We start from the raw sequence: 15,149 nt of genomic DNA on the forward strand, positions 1-15,149 counted from the left end.
ACGCGCAACATGTGCGGCGTTTTTGCTGGCTCGTCGAAGACGTTATGCGTGATTAAACGCGAACGAAGTCGATGTGAGTCAGTTTCGGCTTGAACGGGTGACGCTGAACAGCCTGGATTTTTACTTTGGTTTCTTTGCCATCGACAACCAGGACGATTTCACCGTACAGACCTTCGCTGTTACGATCTTCCAGGTTTTTAACGATATCGTGGTCCAGTTCGATGGAAACCGGTGCTTCGCTACCGCCGTAAACGATGGCGGGGAATTTACCGGTAGTGCGCAGGCGGCGGCTCGCACCCTTACCCTGCTCTTTACGTACTTCTGCGTTGATAGTAATCATTGCTTTCTCTACTTGATAAAATGAACCTGTTACAGGCGACCCAGCAACAGGCAGGATAATCATGCTTGTCATTCAAATAACGATGCTGTTATTCGAAATAAAAGCGGGCGAGATTCTAGCGGAATATGGCGGCGCGGGCAAATAAAACCGCCGCAAATTAGCCGCGTAGCTCATGGGCGCGGCGATAGCGGCCCTGATAATCGAAGATTTTTTCCCGCACCTGCCAAAATTTGCCCTGCAAACGGGCTACCACGAAATCCGGCGCACGCAGCAGCGCCTGCTGCGCGACTACATCGTCGGCACGCTGCCAGTTGAAGGGGACGCCGGGCGCGCGCTGGTGCGCTCGCAGAAAAACATGCGTAAAGGCGTTGCGCTGAGCGGCGGTGTGCAGCCGAAAACGTTCGCTGACGTCGGCGCCGTCTTCATCGTAGTAGGTGATGCGCAACCATTCGCCTTTGGCGTCGGCGCCGTGTTGCAGATTCATGCCGCTGCAACGCAGCACCAACGCGTCTTTCAGTTTTAGCGCCGCTTTCAGCATGTCGTCCGGATCGACCAGCACCGCTTCGCACGTCTGACAGCGCCGGGCGGCGATATCGTTTTCCGCACCGCAATGCGGGCAGCTTTTGAAACGGAAGCGGTAATCGCATTGTTGCCGCCGGCCCGATTCACCCGCCTGCCAGCCCTGACAACGGCGGCCATAATGCTCAATCACGCTGCCGTCATCGGTGCATTTTCCCCAGAACAGGTTGGCGAAGCCGCACTGTGGGCAGAACACCTGCACCGGCTGGCTGTCGCTGTGCGGTTTGCTGTGGCCGACTTCGGGCGTATAGAGGTCGAATGGGTTGCCGGCGTAGTCCAGAATCAGGCAGTCGGTTTTGCCGGGAAACAAGCGTAGGCCGCGGCCGACTATCTGCTGATAGAGGCTGACGGATTCCGTCGGGCGCAAAATGGCGATCACATCGACGTGCGGCGCATCAAAGCCGGTAGTCAACACCGATACGTTGACCAGATAGCGCAGCTGTTGCTGCTTGAAGGCGGCGATCAACGCATCCCGCTGCGGTGCGGGCGTTTCGCCGCTGATCAACGCCGCTTCGCCGGCCGGCAGCAGCCCTTCGACTTCCCGTGCGTGTTCAACCGTGGCGGCGAAAATCATCACGCCCCGTCGGTTAGCGGCGTACTCCGTAATCTGGCGGACGATGTGCGGCGTGACCCGTTGCTGACGCTTCAATTCCCGGTTCAGCTCAACATCGCTGAACGATCCGTTATTGAGCGATCTGTTATTGAACAGCCCGTTGCTGCGCGCCGCCAGTTGGCTGAAATCGTACTGCACCACCGGCATGTCCAGCCGCTCCGGCGGCACCAGAAAACCATGTCGGATCATGTAGCGCAGCGGCAGTTCGTAGATACAGTCGCGAAACAGGCAACTGTCGTCGCCGCGGATCATACCGTGATAGTGGTACTGATAGATCCAGCCTCGGCCGAGGCGATAAGGGGTGGCGGTCAATCCCAGCAACCGCAACTGGGGATTGGATTGCTGCAAATGCTGGATGATTTGCTGGTACTGGCTGTTTTCATCGTCGCTAATCCGGTGACATTCATCGACGATCAGCAGCGAGAAGGCGTCATCAAATTTGTCGGGGTGGCGCGCCACCGACTGTACGCTGCCAAACACCACCTTGCCTTCGCTGTCGCGCTGGTTGAGCCCGGCGGCGAAAATGTCTGCCTGTAGTCCCAGCGCGCAATATTTGGCGTGATTCTGCTCCACCAGTTCCCTGACGTGCGCCAGCACCAATACCCGGCCGCGCGCCAGCCGCGCCAGCTCGGCGATTACCAGGCTTTTGCCGGCGCCGGTGGGTAAAACGATGACCGCCGGGGCGGTATGCTGACGAAAATAGGCAAGGGTGGCGTCAACCGCTTCTTGCTGGTACGGGCGCAGTGTAAATGACATCAGTGGCGGCAGATTTTACTTTCATGTGTGGTAAACCCGTTATCTTGCGGAATGAATTTGCCTTTGTCAGCCAGAAATTGCACCAGCCCGGCGGCGGTCATGTCGGCGGCGGAGCAGGTGTGAAAACGGGCATCGCGGCCAAAACGCGCCTCAATAGCGGCAATCAGTTCATCGGTGGTAAAGGATCTGTTGGCGGCCACCATCATATGTAATACTTCATGACCGTGAATCGATGACATAATAGGGCTCCTGATAATTATCGGGCGATGAAATGCCGCCAATACGGCGAAACGTCGCGGTATACTCTCCTTTTCCTGTCCGGTGACGAGCAGGGCGGAAGAGCGGTGAAGAACAGTAAAGTTGCTTTTATTATGCTTTTTTAAACGGCGCAGAAGGGCGGGTTACATCAATATCCGGTGTGAAAGCCAGCGTCTTTTCCTATCAGGTGGCGCTCAGCGCCATGCCTGACCGGCAATTCGTGACGACCATAGGCAGTATTCATTAATGCGATTGGATAAATTTCTTTCCCAACAGTTGGGGATCAGCCGTTCGCTGATAGCGCGTGAACTGCGTGCGCAGCGTGTAACGGTAAATGGCGAGGTGGTGAAGAACGGCGCGTTCAAACTGCTGCCGGACCATGAAGTGGCGTTTGACGACAATGTGCTTGAACAGCAGAACGGGCCGCGTTATTTCATGCTGAATAAGCCGCAGGGGTATGTGTGTTCAACCGACGACCCTGACCATCCGACGATTTTATATTTTATCGATGAACCGGTGGCGCACAAGCTGCATGCCGCCGGCCGGCTGGATATCGATACCAGCGGTCTGGTGTTGCTGACCGACGACGGCCAGTGGTCGCACCGCATTACCTCGCCGAAGCACCATTGCGAAAAAACCTATCTGGTGACGCTGGAACAGCCGCTGGCGCCAGACACCGCGGAGCATTTTCAGGCAGGCGTGCAATTACACGGCGAGAAAGACCTGACCCGTCCGGCGACGCTGGAGCCGATTTCTGAGCACCAGGTACGGTTGACCATCAGCGAAGGTCGCTACCATCAGGTAAAACGCATGTTTGCCGCGGTTGGCAACCATGTCGTGGCATTGCATCGTGAACGCATCGGCGCCATTGCGCTGGATGACGCGCTGGAGCCCGGTGAATATCGGCCGCTGACGCCGGAAGAGGTGGCCAGCATCGGGCAATAGTCGCAAGACCGTTGGCTATCGCCTTGTTCTTTGTTAAGTCCTTTTGTCCGCCGCCGTCAGGTGGCGGGAAACCGTCGTCTACCTGGAGAACCGTTTTTCGTGCAACCACAATCATCCTCGCGCGTCGGTCTGATTTTTATTCTGGGGTTGATATCGATGCTGATGCCAATCGCCATCGATATGTATTTACCGGCGCTGCCGGTGATCGCAAAAGAGTTTTCGGTCGATCCGGGTCGGGTGCAGATGACCCTCAGCTCCTATGTGCTCGGTTTTGCCATCGGGCAGGTTTTTTACGGCCCGATGTCGGACAGTATCGGCCGTAGGCCGGTTATTCTGGGCGGGGTGCTGATTTTTACTCTGGCCGCCGCCGCCTGCGCGCTGTCGCAAACGGTCGACCAGTTGATTCATATGCGTTTCCTGCACGGCTTGTCGGCCGCGTCGGCCAACGTGGTGATCAACGCGCTGATGCGGGACATGTTCTCGAAGGATGAATTCTCGCGCATGATGTCGTTCGTGATCCTGGTGATGACGGTGGCGCCGCTGCTGGCGCCGATCATCGGCGGCGCATTGCTGTTCTGGCTCAGTTGGCACGCGATCTTTTGGACTATCGCCGCCGCGTCGCTGGTGGCGACCGTGCTGGTGTGGCTGTTTATCCGTGAAACCCTACCGGCGGAGCGGCGGCAGCGTTTCCATTTGCGTACTACGATGGGGAACTTTTTGCTGTTGGTGCGCCATCGTCGCGTCTTCAGCTATATGTTTGCCAGCGGACTGTCGTTTTCCGGCATGTTCGCTTTTCTGAGCGCCGGGCCGTTTGTGTATATCGACCTTAATGGCGTGTCGCCCCAGCATTTTGGCTACTATTTTGCGCTGAACATCGTGTTCCTGTTCCTGATGACATTGCTCAACAGCCGTATCGTGTCGCGTATGGGGGCGATGTTTATGTTCCGGCTGGGGCTGATTATCCAGTTTGTGATGGGGATATGGCTGGTCGTGGTCAGTAGTTTCCATTTAGGGTTTATCCCGCTGGTGATCGGTGTCGCGGCATTCGTGGGCTGTGTCGCCACGGTGGCGTCCAACGCGATGGCGGTGATTCTTGACGATTTCCCCCATATGGCCGGAACGGCGTCTTCGCTGGCCGGCACCATGCGCTTTGGGCTGGGCTCGCTGGTGGGAACGTTATTGTCGCTGGCGACGTTTCAGAGCGTATGGCCGATGGTGGGCGCGATGGCGTTCTGCTCGACAGGCGCATTCGGCTTATTCCTGTACGCGAGTCGGCGTTAAGACCTCTCTTCCGTTCTCCTCTTTCCCGCTTCTGCTGCCGGTACCTCACCGGCAGCGCTCCCGCCTGTTGTTCCTAAAATGTGAAAATATTGAATCAAAAGTGAACGATTTGAAGAAAATGATTGAGATATCGGGAATAAAAGGTTACATATAGCGCAAAACCAGTCAAAATCGTGATCTCGTTAACGTTTTGAACGGTTACCAATCTGAGCGCCATGCTTCTGGGACGGCCTCATTATGAAAACATGTTGCTTTTTTGTATCCCGATAGTGAGAAAGAAGGGTGTAGAGCAAAAAAGTTTGCTGATTTATGTTATAATTTTGTGAATTTTAAAGCAGCTTAGCTGAGGAAGACCGCTGTGAATACTCTTCAACTTTCGGTAGTTCATCGCTTGCCGCAAAGTTACCGCTGGTTATCCGGTTTTACTGGCATCAAAGTTGAACCGATTCCGCTTTGCAGCATGGATGACGACAGTTATCTGATCGGTTTTAAACTGCTCAGCCACGACGGCGAAGAAGCTCGTCAGATTATGCGCCACCTCAACCAGTCGCTGGATGATATCCAGCTGCAATGCGCAATAGTGGAGTGGGAGGGTGAGCCATGCCTGTTCCTGCATCGTCAGGATGAGAGCGCCGCCATGTGCCGCCTGAAAGACGTCGGCGTGGCGATCGCCGAATCCGTCTGCGCCCAATACCCTTTCTGAAGCGGCAGCATCGGTAACGATGCTGCTGTAACGCTTTTCCCCATGCTTTCCCGAGCGGGCGGCAATATTCAGGCCGAGAGTTGCAGTAACTGCCGGGTATAATCCTGCTGTGGGTGTTCAAACAGTTGCCGACATTCGCCTTGCTCCACCACTTCGCCGTGCCGCAGCACAATGACCTGATGACACAATGAACGTACCACGTGCAGATCGTGGCTGATGAACAGGTAGGCCAACTGGTGGGTCTGCTGCAGGGTTTTCAGCAGCGTCAGAATCTGCGCCTGTACCGTGCGATCGAGCGATGAGGTAGGTTCATCGAGAATCAGCAGTTCCGGTTGTAGGATCAGCGCCCGGGCGATAGCGATACGCTGGCGCTGGCCGCCGGAAAACTCTGACGGATAGCGATGGCGGCTGTCCGGGTCCAGCCCGACTTCCTGCATGGACTGGATCACTCGCTGCGTCTGTTCCGCCGGGCTTAACTGGTGATGCACCCGCAGCCCTTCCGCGATAATCTGCTCCACATTCAGACGGGGATTCAGCGAACCGTTTGGATCCTGAAACACCACCTGAATACGGCGACGTACCGGCAGCATTTGCTTGCGGTTAAAATGGTGCAGCGGCTGGCCGTCGAACCAGATCTCGCCACGACTGCGCAGCAGCCGCAGCAATGCCAGCCCGGTGGTGCTCTTGCCGGAGCCGGATTCGCCCACCAGCCCGATGCTTTCTCCGCGGCGCAGGCTAAAGCTGAGCGCCTGCAGCACCGATTTTTCCCCCACGGTACGACGCAGCAGACCACGCCTGATGGGGAAGCTGACGCCCAGCTCCCGAACATCCAGCAGCGTCGCGGCGGTCTGTTCCAGCGGCAAGGCTTCCCCTGTCGGCTCGGCATCCAGCAACTGCCGGGTATACGGATGCTGCGGCGCGCTGAACAGCTCACGGGTTTGGTTCTGCTCCACGCAACGCCCGGCCTGCATCACCGCCACCCGGTCCGCCAGCCGGCGCACAATGTTCAGGTTGTGGGTAATGAACAGCAGCCCCATGTTCAGTTCCTGTTTCAGCTCGTTGAGCAGATCCAGAATTTGCGCCTGTACGGTGACATCCAGCGCGGTAGTCGGTTCGTCGGCAATCAGCAAGGCGGGTTGCGTCAGCAACGCCATTGCGATCATCACCCGCTGGCGTTCGCCGCCGGAAAGCTGGTGGGGAAAATCCGCCAGCCGCCGCGCCGCCTGACGAATACCGACGCGCTCAAGACAGCCGACGATTTCGCCCCGCGCGGCTTCGTGGCGCATGCCCCGGTGCAGCGAGAGCACTTCCACCAATTGTTTTTCGATGGTGTGAAGCGGGTTGAGGGACACCATCGGTTCCTGAAAGATCATGGCAATCCGGTCGCCGCGAATCTGACGCAGCCGCTGCTCGCTGGCGTTCAGCAATGATTCGCCGGCAAACAGAATGTCGCCGTTCGGGTAGACCACCGGCGGCGAGGGCAACAAACGCAGCACCGACAGCGCGGTCACGCTTTTGCCTGAGCCGGACTCGCCGACCAGCGCCAGCGTTTCTCCGGCTTCAATGCTCAGCGAGACCTGGTCGACCACCTGCCGCTGCTGGCCGCCGTTGCGAAACGCAATGCTCAGGTCCCGGATTTCAAGTAAAGGTTGTGCGGACATATCAATGCGCCTTGCTAGGGTCAAAAGCGTCGCGAACCGCTTCGCCGATAAAGATAAGCAGTGACAGTACTACCGCCAGTACCATGAAGACCGTGATGCCAAGCCACGGCGCCTGCAGGTTGTTTTTCCCTTCCAGCAACAGCCCGCCGAGCGAAGCGGACCCCATCGGTAGACCAAAACCGAGAAAGTCGAGCGAGGTCAGGGTGGTGATGGAGCCGCAGAGAATGAACGGCAGGTAGGTGAGGGTGGCGACCATCGCGTTGGGCAACATACAGCGAAACATGATGGCGCGATCGCTGACGCCCATCGCCTGTGCCGCGCGGATATAGTCGAAATTGCGGGTACGCAGGAATTCCGCCCGCACCACGCCGACCAGCGCCATCCAGCCAAACAGCACGGTAATGCCCAGCAGCCACCAGAAATTCGGCTGGATCACGCTGGAGAGCAGGATAATCAAAAACAGCGTCGGCATCCCGGACCAGACTTCGATAAAGCGCTGTCCCCACAGGTCAACACGTCCGCCGTAATACCCCTGAGATGCGCCCACCACGATGCCGATCAGGCTGGACAACAGCGTCAGCGCCAGCCCGAATAGAATGGAAATGCGAAAGCCATACAGCACCTGCGCCAGCACATCGCGCCCCTGACTGTCGGTGCCGAGCAAATTCTGGCGCGACGGCGGCGACGGAAACGCGCTCTGGGTGGCGTAGTTGATGGTGTCGTAGCGGTAGTGAATCAGCGGCCACAGCGTCCAGCCGCCTTGCTCCAGCCGCTGCTCCAGCCAGGGATCGCGGTAATCCGCCGGCGTCGCCAACTGGCCGCCGAAGGCGGTTTCACTGTAGTCCACCATAAACGGCGCGTACCACTGCCCCTGGTAGCGCACCAGCAACGGCCTGTCGTTGGCGACCAGCTCCGAACACAGGGTAACGACAAATAACACCAGAAAAATCCACAGCGACCAGTAGCCGCGACGATTAGCGCGAAAGCGCGCCCAACGCGCCTGATTAATGGGGCTTAGACGGCTCATTGGCGCTCCTCGAAGTCGATACGCGGGTCAACCAGCGTATAGGTCATGTCGCTGAGAATGTTCAGCAGCAGGCCGATGAGGGTGAAAATGTACAGGGTGCCGAACATCACCGGGTAATCGCGCTGCAGGGTGGCGTCATATCCCAGCAGCCCCAGGCCGTTGAGGGAGAACATCACCTCAATCAGCAGCGAGCCGGTAAAAAACATGCTGATGAACGTGGCGGGGAAACCGGCGATCACCAACAGCATGGCGTTGCGAAATACGTGGCGATAGAGAATCCGCTTTTCATCCAGCCCTTTGGCGCGGGCGGTGACCACGTACTGTTTGCGGATTTCATCCAGAAACGAGTTCTTGGTCAACATGGTCAGCGTGGCGAAACCGCCAATCACCATCGCCAGCACCGGCAGCGCAATGTGCCACAGATAATCGGTAACCTTGTCAAACCAGGACAGACTGTCAAAATGCGGCGACACCAGCCCGCGCAGCGGGAACCAGTCGAGATAACTGCCGCCGGCGAACAGCACGATCAGCAGAATCGCGAACAGGAACGCCGGGATAGCGTAGCCGACGATAATCAGCGTACTGCTCCAGACGTCAAAGGCCGAGCCGTTGCGCACCGCTTTTTTGATGCCGAGCGGAATGGAAACCAGATAGATGATCAGCGTGCTCCACAGCCCAAGAGATATCGAAACCGGCATACTTTCTTTAATCAGCGCAATGACCGACGAGCCGCGAAACAGGCTGTTGCCGAAGTCGAACCGCATGTAATCCCAGATCAATTTGAAATAGCGCTCGTGCAGCGGTTTATCGAAGCCGTAACGTTTGGTGATTTCCGCGATGATTTCCGGGTCCAGCCCGCGAGCGCCGCGATAGGTGTTTTCCACCGACGGCTTGCCGCCCGGCCCACGCGCCAGCCCGCCGCCGCCGTCCCCGCCGGCGCTAAAACCGCTGCCCTGGCCCATTTCAATCGAGGCGATGGCCTGATCGACCGGGCCGCCCGGCGCGACCTGCACAATAAAAAAGTTGATGGTGATGATTGCCCACAGTGTGGGGATCACCAGCAATAGTCGACGTAACAGGTAAGTTCCCACATCGGCTCCTTATCGACGCGCTGCCGGCAGGGTGGCCGCTTTATCAGCGTCATACCACCAGCTGTCGATACCCAGCGTATAGGCCGGGCGGGTTGCAGGCATGGCAAATTTGTTCCAGTAGGCGAAACGGTCGTGATTGGAATACCACATCGGTATGGCGAACTGGTTCCAGGTCAGCACTCTGTCCAGCGCCGGTCCCAGCGACAATAGCGCCGGTTTGTCGCCCTGATGGCGAATAATGTTGTCAATCAGCTGGTCGATGGCGGCGTCCTGCACTCCCGGCGAGTTATAGGAGGAATTGATATACCCGGAACTCCAACTGACGGCAAGGTCGGAGCTGGGGTAGGGCATCGCCGGGTACAGCTTCGGGATCATGTCGAAATCGCGCTTGCGAAACCGGTTGTTGAACTGCGGGCTATCGACGCTGCGCACTTCCATGCGGATACCCAGTCGCGCCAGACTATGCTGGAGCGGCAGCACATAGATGGAGTTGGCGGCGCTTGGCAGCAACAGTTCGAAACGGAAAGGCTGACCGGTTTGTTTATTCACCAGCACCTGATTCTTCAGTTCCCAACCCGCCTGTTGCAGCAGTTGCAGCGCGTTAAGCAGGCCGGCGCGGTCGTAACCGCTACCGTCGGAGCCTTCCGGCCGGTATGCCGGGCCGAAGACTTCGGTGGGGATCTTGTCTTTCAGCGGCGTCAGCCAGGCCAGTTCTTCCGCCGATGGCGTTCCCTGCGCCGCGTACTCGGTGTTCTGGAAAAAGCTGTTGGGGCGCTGATAGCTATTAAAAAACAGCGCCTTGTTCATCCAGTTGAAGTCAAAGGCCAGCGCCAGCGCCTGACGCACCCGGCGATCGCTAAACTGCGGCCGCTGGATGTTAAACACCAGCCAGCGGGTATCCTGCGCCGCCTGATTGGTTTCATCTTTCTTTAGAATGTAGCCGCGGGCGAAATTGCCGCCTTCGTACTGGGTCGCCCAGTGCTTGGGTGAACCCTCTATGCGCAGATCAAACGCGCCGGCCTTGAAGGCTTCCAGCGCTACGCTGTCGTCCAGATAGTAGTCATAACGCAGCTGGTCAAAGTTGTAACGGCCGCGGTTGACCGGCAGGTCGGCAGCCCAGTAGTCGGTCACGCGCGAATAAATCACGTACTGGCCCATGCGGTAATCGGTAATGCGATAGGGGCCGCTGGCCAGCGGCGGGGTGTTCAGCGGGTCGCTGAGTTTGTGGTCGCGCCAAAATTTCTCCGGCATGACCGGCAAGGTCAGCATCCCCAGCATCTTTTCCTTGTCTGGCTCAGGGAAAGTAAAGCGGACGGTGTGCGAGGTGACGGCTTTGACTTCGGCGCCTTTGTAGTACAGACGGAACTGCGGCACGCCCTGCGTCATGAACATATTGAAGGTGAACGCCACGTCGGCGGCGGTAATCGGTGAGCCGTCATGAAAACGCGCGGCGGGATTCATTTCCACTTCAATCCAGCTGTAATCGCTGGCGTAACGCGCGGTAAGCGCAATCAACGGGTAGTAACTGGCGGGTTCGTCTTCCGAACTGACGTAAAGGGCGTCGTACAGGCTTTCGGTACGGGCGGCGGCCAGACCGCGCAAGGCAAAGCGGTTAAAGTTATCGAAGGTGCCCAGCGCGCTGAGTGTGGCTTTGCCGCCTTTGGGGGCCGATGGATTGGTGTAATCGTAGTGGGTAAAGCCCTGCCGGTATTTCGGTTCGCCCAGCGTGGCGAATGCATAAGTCTGCTGTGTGGTCGGTTCCGCATAGGCCAGCCAGGCGCAGGCAGACAGCAAGGCGGCGATAAGTGCACGTGTAAACATCGAAATGGCGGACTCCTGATAACCTCATGTTTCCCCGAACGAAAAGCCGGTTTACCGGAGAAAGTGCCTGAAATTCCTGGCAATCACGATGCCGGACGCTATGGTGTTCTGTTTTACCATGAAATAAGGCGTCAAACCTACTGTTAATCGATCCGAGTTGTTACCGGGAAGGAGAGTGACGCAATAAAAAACGCCGCTGTCTGACGAGCGGCGTTTTGAATTTGTTTGGACGACATCAAGGGAAAAGAAAATCAGCTGTGCGAATCCTGCTTCAGCACCCGACGCGCTTCGCGGTAACGGGGTTTCCAGTAGCTATCATCCATACTGGAAATGGTCACGCCAATGCTGGTGGACGCGTGGACAAACTGCTGGTTGCCGATGTAGATGCCCATATGACGGCCGGTAGAGCCGGCATGGAACACAACCAGATCACCCGGGCGCAGCTTATTGCGCTGGATTTGAACGCCAATGTCCTGCTGTTCATAGCTGGAACGCGGCAAATCCATACCGAATTGTTCACGGAAGGTTCGCTGAACGAAACCGGAGCAATCAATGCCTTTCCGGCTGTCCCCGCCGAGGCGATAACGCACGCCTTTCCAACTGGCGTATTGTTCAAGCAACTTGGATTTGACTTCCACGTTGCGAACCATCGCTTCGAATTCATCCTGAGAGGCTTGTAGTGAAGGGTCACCACCGTTAACCACACGCCTATCAGTTTGATTATTAACACTTGCAATATTGCCGGTACAGGCGGAAAGCATCACCGCTACCGCCACGGCAGGCAAGGCCCGCCAGATATATCTCAGAGTCGGTTGAGATTTGACCATTGTTGTTATGTTCCCTTGATGTCCTTAACGATTCAATCGCTATCGCTGTGTTTATGAACGATGTATCTATGCCAAACAAAACGAGTGTCAGACTAAAGCACTACTTTTAATGGGACAATTATCCGTCAACCAAATTGTGCAATAACGCACATTATTATTGGTGTGGCAACAGTTGTTTAACTGGCCGGATGTCTGCCCATAAATCATGAACCTCGGTGACCATACCTTAACGAATATCAGATTGCGAGTTTTTTTGTCTCTTTTGTTTATACGATTTCCTGATGAAATCTTTCACGCCAGCCCTATAAAAACCTGCGGTGGGAGAGAGGAACGAGAAAACGTGCGCAAAATGACCAAAAAAATTGAATAGGCGGGTAGACGTGACCACAGCGGGCGATACACGTTTGCTGTGGTCACCGCCAGTCAGGCTTGCCGACTGAGCGACTTTTTGCCAGGTAGCAGGCGGTCAATGCGGCTAATCAGGGCGTCGCAGGCAGGGGTCAACAACCACCAGCTTAACCCCACCAGCACCACCGATAGCGACCCGACGGCGACATCGGTAAACCAATGTGCGCCGATCATGATACGCGGCGTGGCGAACACCAGCAGAATCAGCATGCTGACGGCAAAGGCGGCCCGGCCAAAGTAGCGCAGCATAAATACGGCGAAGATCATCAGCATCATACCGTGATCGCCGGGGAAACTGTCGCTGGACGCATCTTTGGTGGGAATGCCGGTCAGCTCGCCCACCCGGTTGATGCCGCTGAAAAAGAGCGTCGGGCTACTGTGCTGCACCGGTATCAGATGCCCCAGTTGGTTGAGCACTACCGCGGTCGCCAGCATGGCCAGGCCGATAAGCAGCATCTGACGGCGTGCGTCATGGGAGCGACGCAGGTAATAGAACAGATAAAGCAGTCCCATCGCCAGCAGCGCGCAGGCGTCAAAGGCGCGATTGTTGGTAATCGCCACCAAATGGAGAAACGCGCTGGATGTCGCCAGGCGCTGGTTGAAATAGAAAAACAGCGATGTGTCTATGTCGAACCAGAACCCGTGCTGTGCTGGTAAATACCAGGAGAAGAACAGAGCAAAACCCAGAAGATTGAAGAATAGAATAAGTAGTGTATTACGCTTTGACATACATCCTGACTCACTGTCAAATTTGTCCAGGCGTGTAACTTACACCGCTTACATTAAACGGGAATTTAACAACTGCTTTTGCAACGTGTTCCATTCCGCTTCAGATTCATTAATGATTTCGATGCGGCTGTCCGGCGGCGGGGCCGATTGTGTTTCAATGCGCAGGTCGAATCCCTGGCGGTTGACCACCAGCGTGCCTTCCGGGATACGCATCACACCTTTAACGCGGCTTACCGGTGCCAGGCGCACCCAGTCAAGCAGACTGGCGGTGTTGAACTGGGTATCGCCATCGAAAATCCAGCCACAGGCATAATAGCCCTGGCCCTGATTCAAGGCTCGACGCCAGCTTTCACGGCCGGTCAGTTTCAGTGCGGCCAGCCCGGTTTTGGCGACGGCGGAGTGATGGTGGTGGCGGGCATCCGGCAGCGCATTGTGGTTTTCCCGCGGCAGGTCCAGCACCGCAGTATCCAACTGCCCCTGAGCTAACGTGATCAGGCGACGATCCTGCCCCTGCTGTTGATACCATGCCATCAGGGCTTCACGGTCGCTGTCCTGCCAGGTATCTTGCTTATTAGCGACAATCACGTCCGCGGCGGCCAACTGGTCGCGAAAGTTTTCATTTTCCAGGCAACGTTTGTCGCCGAGCTGACGCGCATCCAGCAGACACAGCGTAGCCTGCAACTGGAGCCACGGTTGATAGGCTTCTGCGGTCAGCAAGTTCAGAATCTGTTTTGGATGACCGAGACCGGTGGGTTCGATCAGCAAACGGTGGGGCTTTTTCTGCAGCAACATATTGAGCCCCACCTGCATCGGCAAGCCATTCACACAGCACATGCAACCGCCGGGGATCTCTTTGAGCAGTGCGCCGGTATCGCTCAGCAATGCGCCGTCGATACCGATTTCACCGAACTCATTGACCAGCACCGCCCAGATTTCGTCTTCGGGCTTACGAGATAGCAGGTGCTTGATGGTGGTGGTTTTGCCGCTGCCGAGAAAACCGGTGATCAGGTTTACTTTCGTCAACACAGGAGCCTCCTTGAGTCTGCGGGGAAGCGTCTGGCGTGCCCGCCAGACGCGGGTATCACCGGCGGGGTTAGTCCGCGCGACCCATGTAACGGCGCTCGGCGATATGAATACGAATTTTTTCGCCGGCGCTCAGGTATTCCGGCACCTGAATCACCAGACCGGTGGTCAGCGTGGCCGGTTTGTTGCGGGCGCTGGCGGACGCGCCTTTGATGCCCGGTGCGGTTTCCACGATTTCCAGATCGACTGTCTGCGGCAGTTCCAGCGCCAGCAACTGTCCGTCCATAGTTAATACCTGAATGCCCGGCATGCCGCCTTCAGGAATAAACAGCAGTTCATCTTCGATCTGCTCTTTCTTGAAGGTATACGGGGTATAGTCTTCCTCGTCCATAAAGATGTATTCGTCGCCATCAATATAAGAGAAGGTCACGGAACGGCGGGTCAGGGTGATGGTGTCCAGGATGTCATCGCCCTTGAAGCGTTCTTCCACTTTCAGACCGGTGCGGACATCGGAGAAACGCATTTTGTACAGCGTACTGGCGCCGCGGGCGCTGGGGCTCTGGATATCGATATCTTTTACCAGCAGCAGCTTACCGTTGTAATTAACGGCCATGCCGCGTTTGATCTCATTCGCTCTTGCCATGAAACATACCTTAAATAAAGAAGAGAAATTTTTGTGGCGACACGTTACCCGTCAGGATGGGTTCAGGCAAGCGGGATTTGCGGCAGCCGGACGCCAAACAAACCGGCGGGAAATATTGGCCTTGCGAGCGACAGCCTGTTAGGCTCTGCGGCCTGAAAGAGTAACGGGAATCCCCGGAGGTTATGCTGATGGAATGTCGTCCTGATTGCGGCGCCTGCTGCACCGCGCCTTCTATCTCCAGCCCGATTCCCGGCATGCCGCAGGGAAAACCGGCCAATACGCCCTGCATCCATCTGGATGAACGTATGCGCTGCGGCCTGTTCCATTCGCCGTTGCGCCCGGCGGTGTGTCGTGGCCTGCAACCGAGCCGCGATATGTGCCGAAATCACCGTGATGAAGCGATGCTGTACCTTATTCAACTGGAAGAGGCTACCGCGCCCTGAC

General features: G+C 56.8%; 15 protein-coding genes. 4 read left to right on the forward strand and 11 right to left on the reverse strand.

Features of this window, described 5'->3' with window-relative positions; translation table 11 throughout:
* Positions 1–52: 52 nt before the first annotated feature.
* The 3 genes from rplY to DXX3274_RS09525 all read right to left on the reverse strand — a co-directional run bounded on the left by rplY (position 53) and on the right by DXX3274_RS09525 (position 2,527).
* Positions 53–340: a 50S ribosomal protein L25 gene (rplY, locus tag DXX3274_RS09515; protein WP_038918788.1), complete on the reverse strand. Its 288-nt coding sequence runs from the start codon at positions 338–340 to the stop codon at positions 53–55.
* Between the two features lie 157 nt (positions 341–497).
* Positions 498–2,288: a DEAD/DEAH box helicase gene (locus DXX3274_RS09520; protein ID WP_042859589.1), complete on the reverse strand. Its 1,791-nt coding sequence runs from the start codon at positions 2,286–2,288 to the stop codon at positions 498–500.
* Positions 2,288–2,527, reverse strand: coding sequence for a YecH family metal-binding protein (locus DXX3274_RS09525; protein WP_013317604.1), 240 nt, complete (start codon positions 2,525–2,527; stop codon positions 2,288–2,290). The genes DXX3274_RS09520 and DXX3274_RS09525 overlap by 1 nt, the downstream gene beginning before the upstream one ends.
* Before the next feature lie 265 nt (positions 2,528–2,792).
* Here DXX3274_RS09525 and rsuA point away from each other — a divergent pair, with 265 nt between their 5' ends.
* From rsuA to DXX3274_RS09540, 3 genes are all read left to right on the forward strand, one after another.
* Positions 2,793–3,491: a 16S rRNA pseudouridine(516) synthase RsuA gene (gene rsuA, locus DXX3274_RS09530; RefSeq protein WP_042859590.1), complete on the forward strand. Its 699-nt coding sequence runs from the start codon at positions 2,793–2,795 to the stop codon at positions 3,489–3,491.
* 156 nt (positions 3,492–3,647) lie between these two features.
* The gene (locus DXX3274_RS09535; protein WP_371206904.1) at positions 3,648–4,772 is read left to right on the forward strand and encodes a Bcr/CflA family multidrug efflux MFS transporter; all 1,125 of its coding nucleotides are present in this window, start codon (positions 3,648–3,650) and stop codon (positions 4,770–4,772) included.
* A 358-nt stretch (positions 4,773–5,130) separates the two neighbouring features.
* Positions 5,131–5,475 carry a YejG family protein gene (locus tag DXX3274_RS09540; RefSeq protein ID WP_038918792.1) on the forward strand — a complete coding sequence of 115 codons (345 nt, stop codon included), beginning with the start codon at positions 5,131–5,133 and terminating at the stop codon, positions 5,473–5,475.
* 68 nt (positions 5,476–5,543) lie between these two features.
* On the opposite strand, the gene yejF is transcribed toward DXX3274_RS09540, so the two are convergent.
* From yejF to yeiP, 8 genes are all read right to left on the reverse strand, one after another.
* Entirely contained in the window at positions 5,544–7,136 is a 1,593-nt protein-coding gene (gene yejF, locus DXX3274_RS09545) for a microcin C ABC transporter ATP-binding protein YejF (RefSeq protein WP_042859592.1), read from the reverse strand.
* A gap of 1 nt (position 7,137) precedes the next feature.
* Positions 7,138–8,163 (reverse strand): ABC transporter permease, encoded by a 1,026-nt coding sequence (locus tag DXX3274_RS09550; protein ID WP_042859593.1) that lies wholly within the window; start codon positions 8,161–8,163, stop codon positions 7,138–7,140.
* Positions 8,160–9,254: a microcin C ABC transporter permease YejB gene (locus DXX3274_RS09555; protein WP_042859594.1), complete on the reverse strand. Its 1,095-nt coding sequence runs from the start codon at positions 9,252–9,254 to the stop codon at positions 8,160–8,162. The genes DXX3274_RS09550 and DXX3274_RS09555 overlap by 4 nt, the downstream gene beginning before the upstream one ends.
* A 9-nt stretch (positions 9,255–9,263) precedes the next feature.
* Positions 9,264–11,075 (reverse strand): extracellular solute-binding protein, encoded by a 1,812-nt coding sequence (locus tag DXX3274_RS09560; RefSeq protein ID WP_042859595.1) that lies wholly within the window; start codon positions 11,073–11,075, stop codon positions 9,264–9,266.
* 251 nt (positions 11,076–11,326) lie between these two features.
* Positions 11,327–11,902: a bifunctional murein DD-endopeptidase/murein LD-carboxypeptidase gene (mepS, locus tag DXX3274_RS09565; protein WP_042859596.1), complete on the reverse strand. Its 576-nt coding sequence runs from the start codon at positions 11,900–11,902 to the stop codon at positions 11,327–11,329.
* A 423-nt stretch (positions 11,903–12,325) separates the two neighbouring features.
* A complete protein-coding gene (locus DXX3274_RS09570; RefSeq protein WP_042859597.1) occupies positions 12,326–13,039 on the reverse strand; it encodes a phosphatase PAP2 family protein in 714 nt (237 codons plus the stop codon).
* Positions 13,040–13,087: 48 nt separating this feature from the next.
* Complete coding sequence (locus DXX3274_RS09575; protein WP_042859598.1) at positions 13,088–14,065, reverse strand: GTP-binding protein; 978 nt, start codon at positions 14,063–14,065, stop codon at positions 13,088–13,090.
* A 67-nt stretch (positions 14,066–14,132) separates the two neighbouring features.
* On the reverse strand, positions 14,133–14,705 hold the full coding sequence (yeiP, locus tag DXX3274_RS09580; RefSeq protein ID WP_038659537.1) for an elongation factor P-like protein YeiP: 573 nt from the start codon (positions 14,703–14,705) through the stop codon (positions 14,133–14,135).
* Positions 14,706–14,893: 188 nt separating this feature from the next.
* Here yeiP and DXX3274_RS09585 point away from each other — a divergent pair, with 188 nt between their 5' ends.
* Entirely contained in the window at positions 14,894–15,148 is a 255-nt protein-coding gene (locus DXX3274_RS09585; protein WP_042862010.1) for a YkgJ family cysteine cluster protein, read from the forward strand.
* The last annotated feature ends 1 nt before the right edge of the window (position 15,149 follow it).

The organism is Dickeya sp. NCPPB 3274 (assembly GCF_000406205.1).
Classification (GTDB): Bacteria; Pseudomonadota; Gammaproteobacteria; order Enterobacterales; family Enterobacteriaceae; genus Dickeya; species Dickeya fangzhongdai.

What these genes read in the sequence shown, in the direction of transcription:
- rplY (WP_038918788.1), bottom strand. Translation starts at nt 340, where the DNA reads ATGATTACTATCAACGCAGAAGTACGTAAAGAGCAGGGTAAGGGTGCG.
- DXX3274_RS09520 (WP_042859589.1), bottom strand. Translation starts at nt 2,288, where the DNA reads ATGTCATTTACACTGCGCCCGTACCAGCAAGAAGCGGTTGACGCCACC.
- DXX3274_RS09525 (WP_013317604.1), bottom strand. Translation starts at nt 2,527, where the DNA reads ATGTCATCGATTCACGGTCATGAAGTATTACATATGATGGTGGCCGCC.
- rsuA (WP_042859590.1), top strand. Translation starts at nt 2,793, where the DNA reads ATGCGATTGGATAAATTTCTTTCCCAACAGTTGGGGATCAGCCGTTCG.
- DXX3274_RS09535 (WP_371206904.1), top strand. Translation starts at nt 3,648, where the DNA reads ATGCTGATGCCAATCGCCATCGATATGTATTTACCGGCGCTGCCGGTG.
- yejF (WP_042859592.1), bottom strand. Translation starts at nt 7,136, where the DNA reads ATGTCCGCACAACCTTTACTTGAAATCCGGGACCTGAGCATTGCGTTT.
- DXX3274_RS09550 (WP_042859593.1), bottom strand. Translation starts at nt 8,163, where the DNA reads ATGAGCCGTCTAAGCCCCATTAATCAGGCGCGTTGGGCGCGCTTTCGC.
- DXX3274_RS09560 (WP_042859595.1), bottom strand. Translation starts at nt 11,075, where the DNA reads ATGTTTACACGTGCACTTATCGCCGCCTTGCTGTCTGCCTGCGCCTGG.
- mepS (WP_042859596.1), bottom strand. Translation starts at nt 11,902, where the DNA reads ATGGTCAAATCTCAACCGACTCTGAGATATATCTGGCGGGCCTTGCCT.
- DXX3274_RS09570 (WP_042859597.1), bottom strand. Translation starts at nt 13,039, where the DNA reads ATGTCAAAGCGTAATACACTACTTATTCTATTCTTCAATCTTCTGGGT.
- yeiP (WP_038659537.1), bottom strand. Translation starts at nt 14,705, where the DNA reads ATGGCAAGAGCGAATGAGATCAAACGCGGCATGGCCGTTAATTACAAC.
- DXX3274_RS09585 (WP_042862010.1), top strand. Translation starts at nt 14,894, where the DNA reads ATGGAATGTCGTCCTGATTGCGGCGCCTGCTGCACCGCGCCTTCTATC.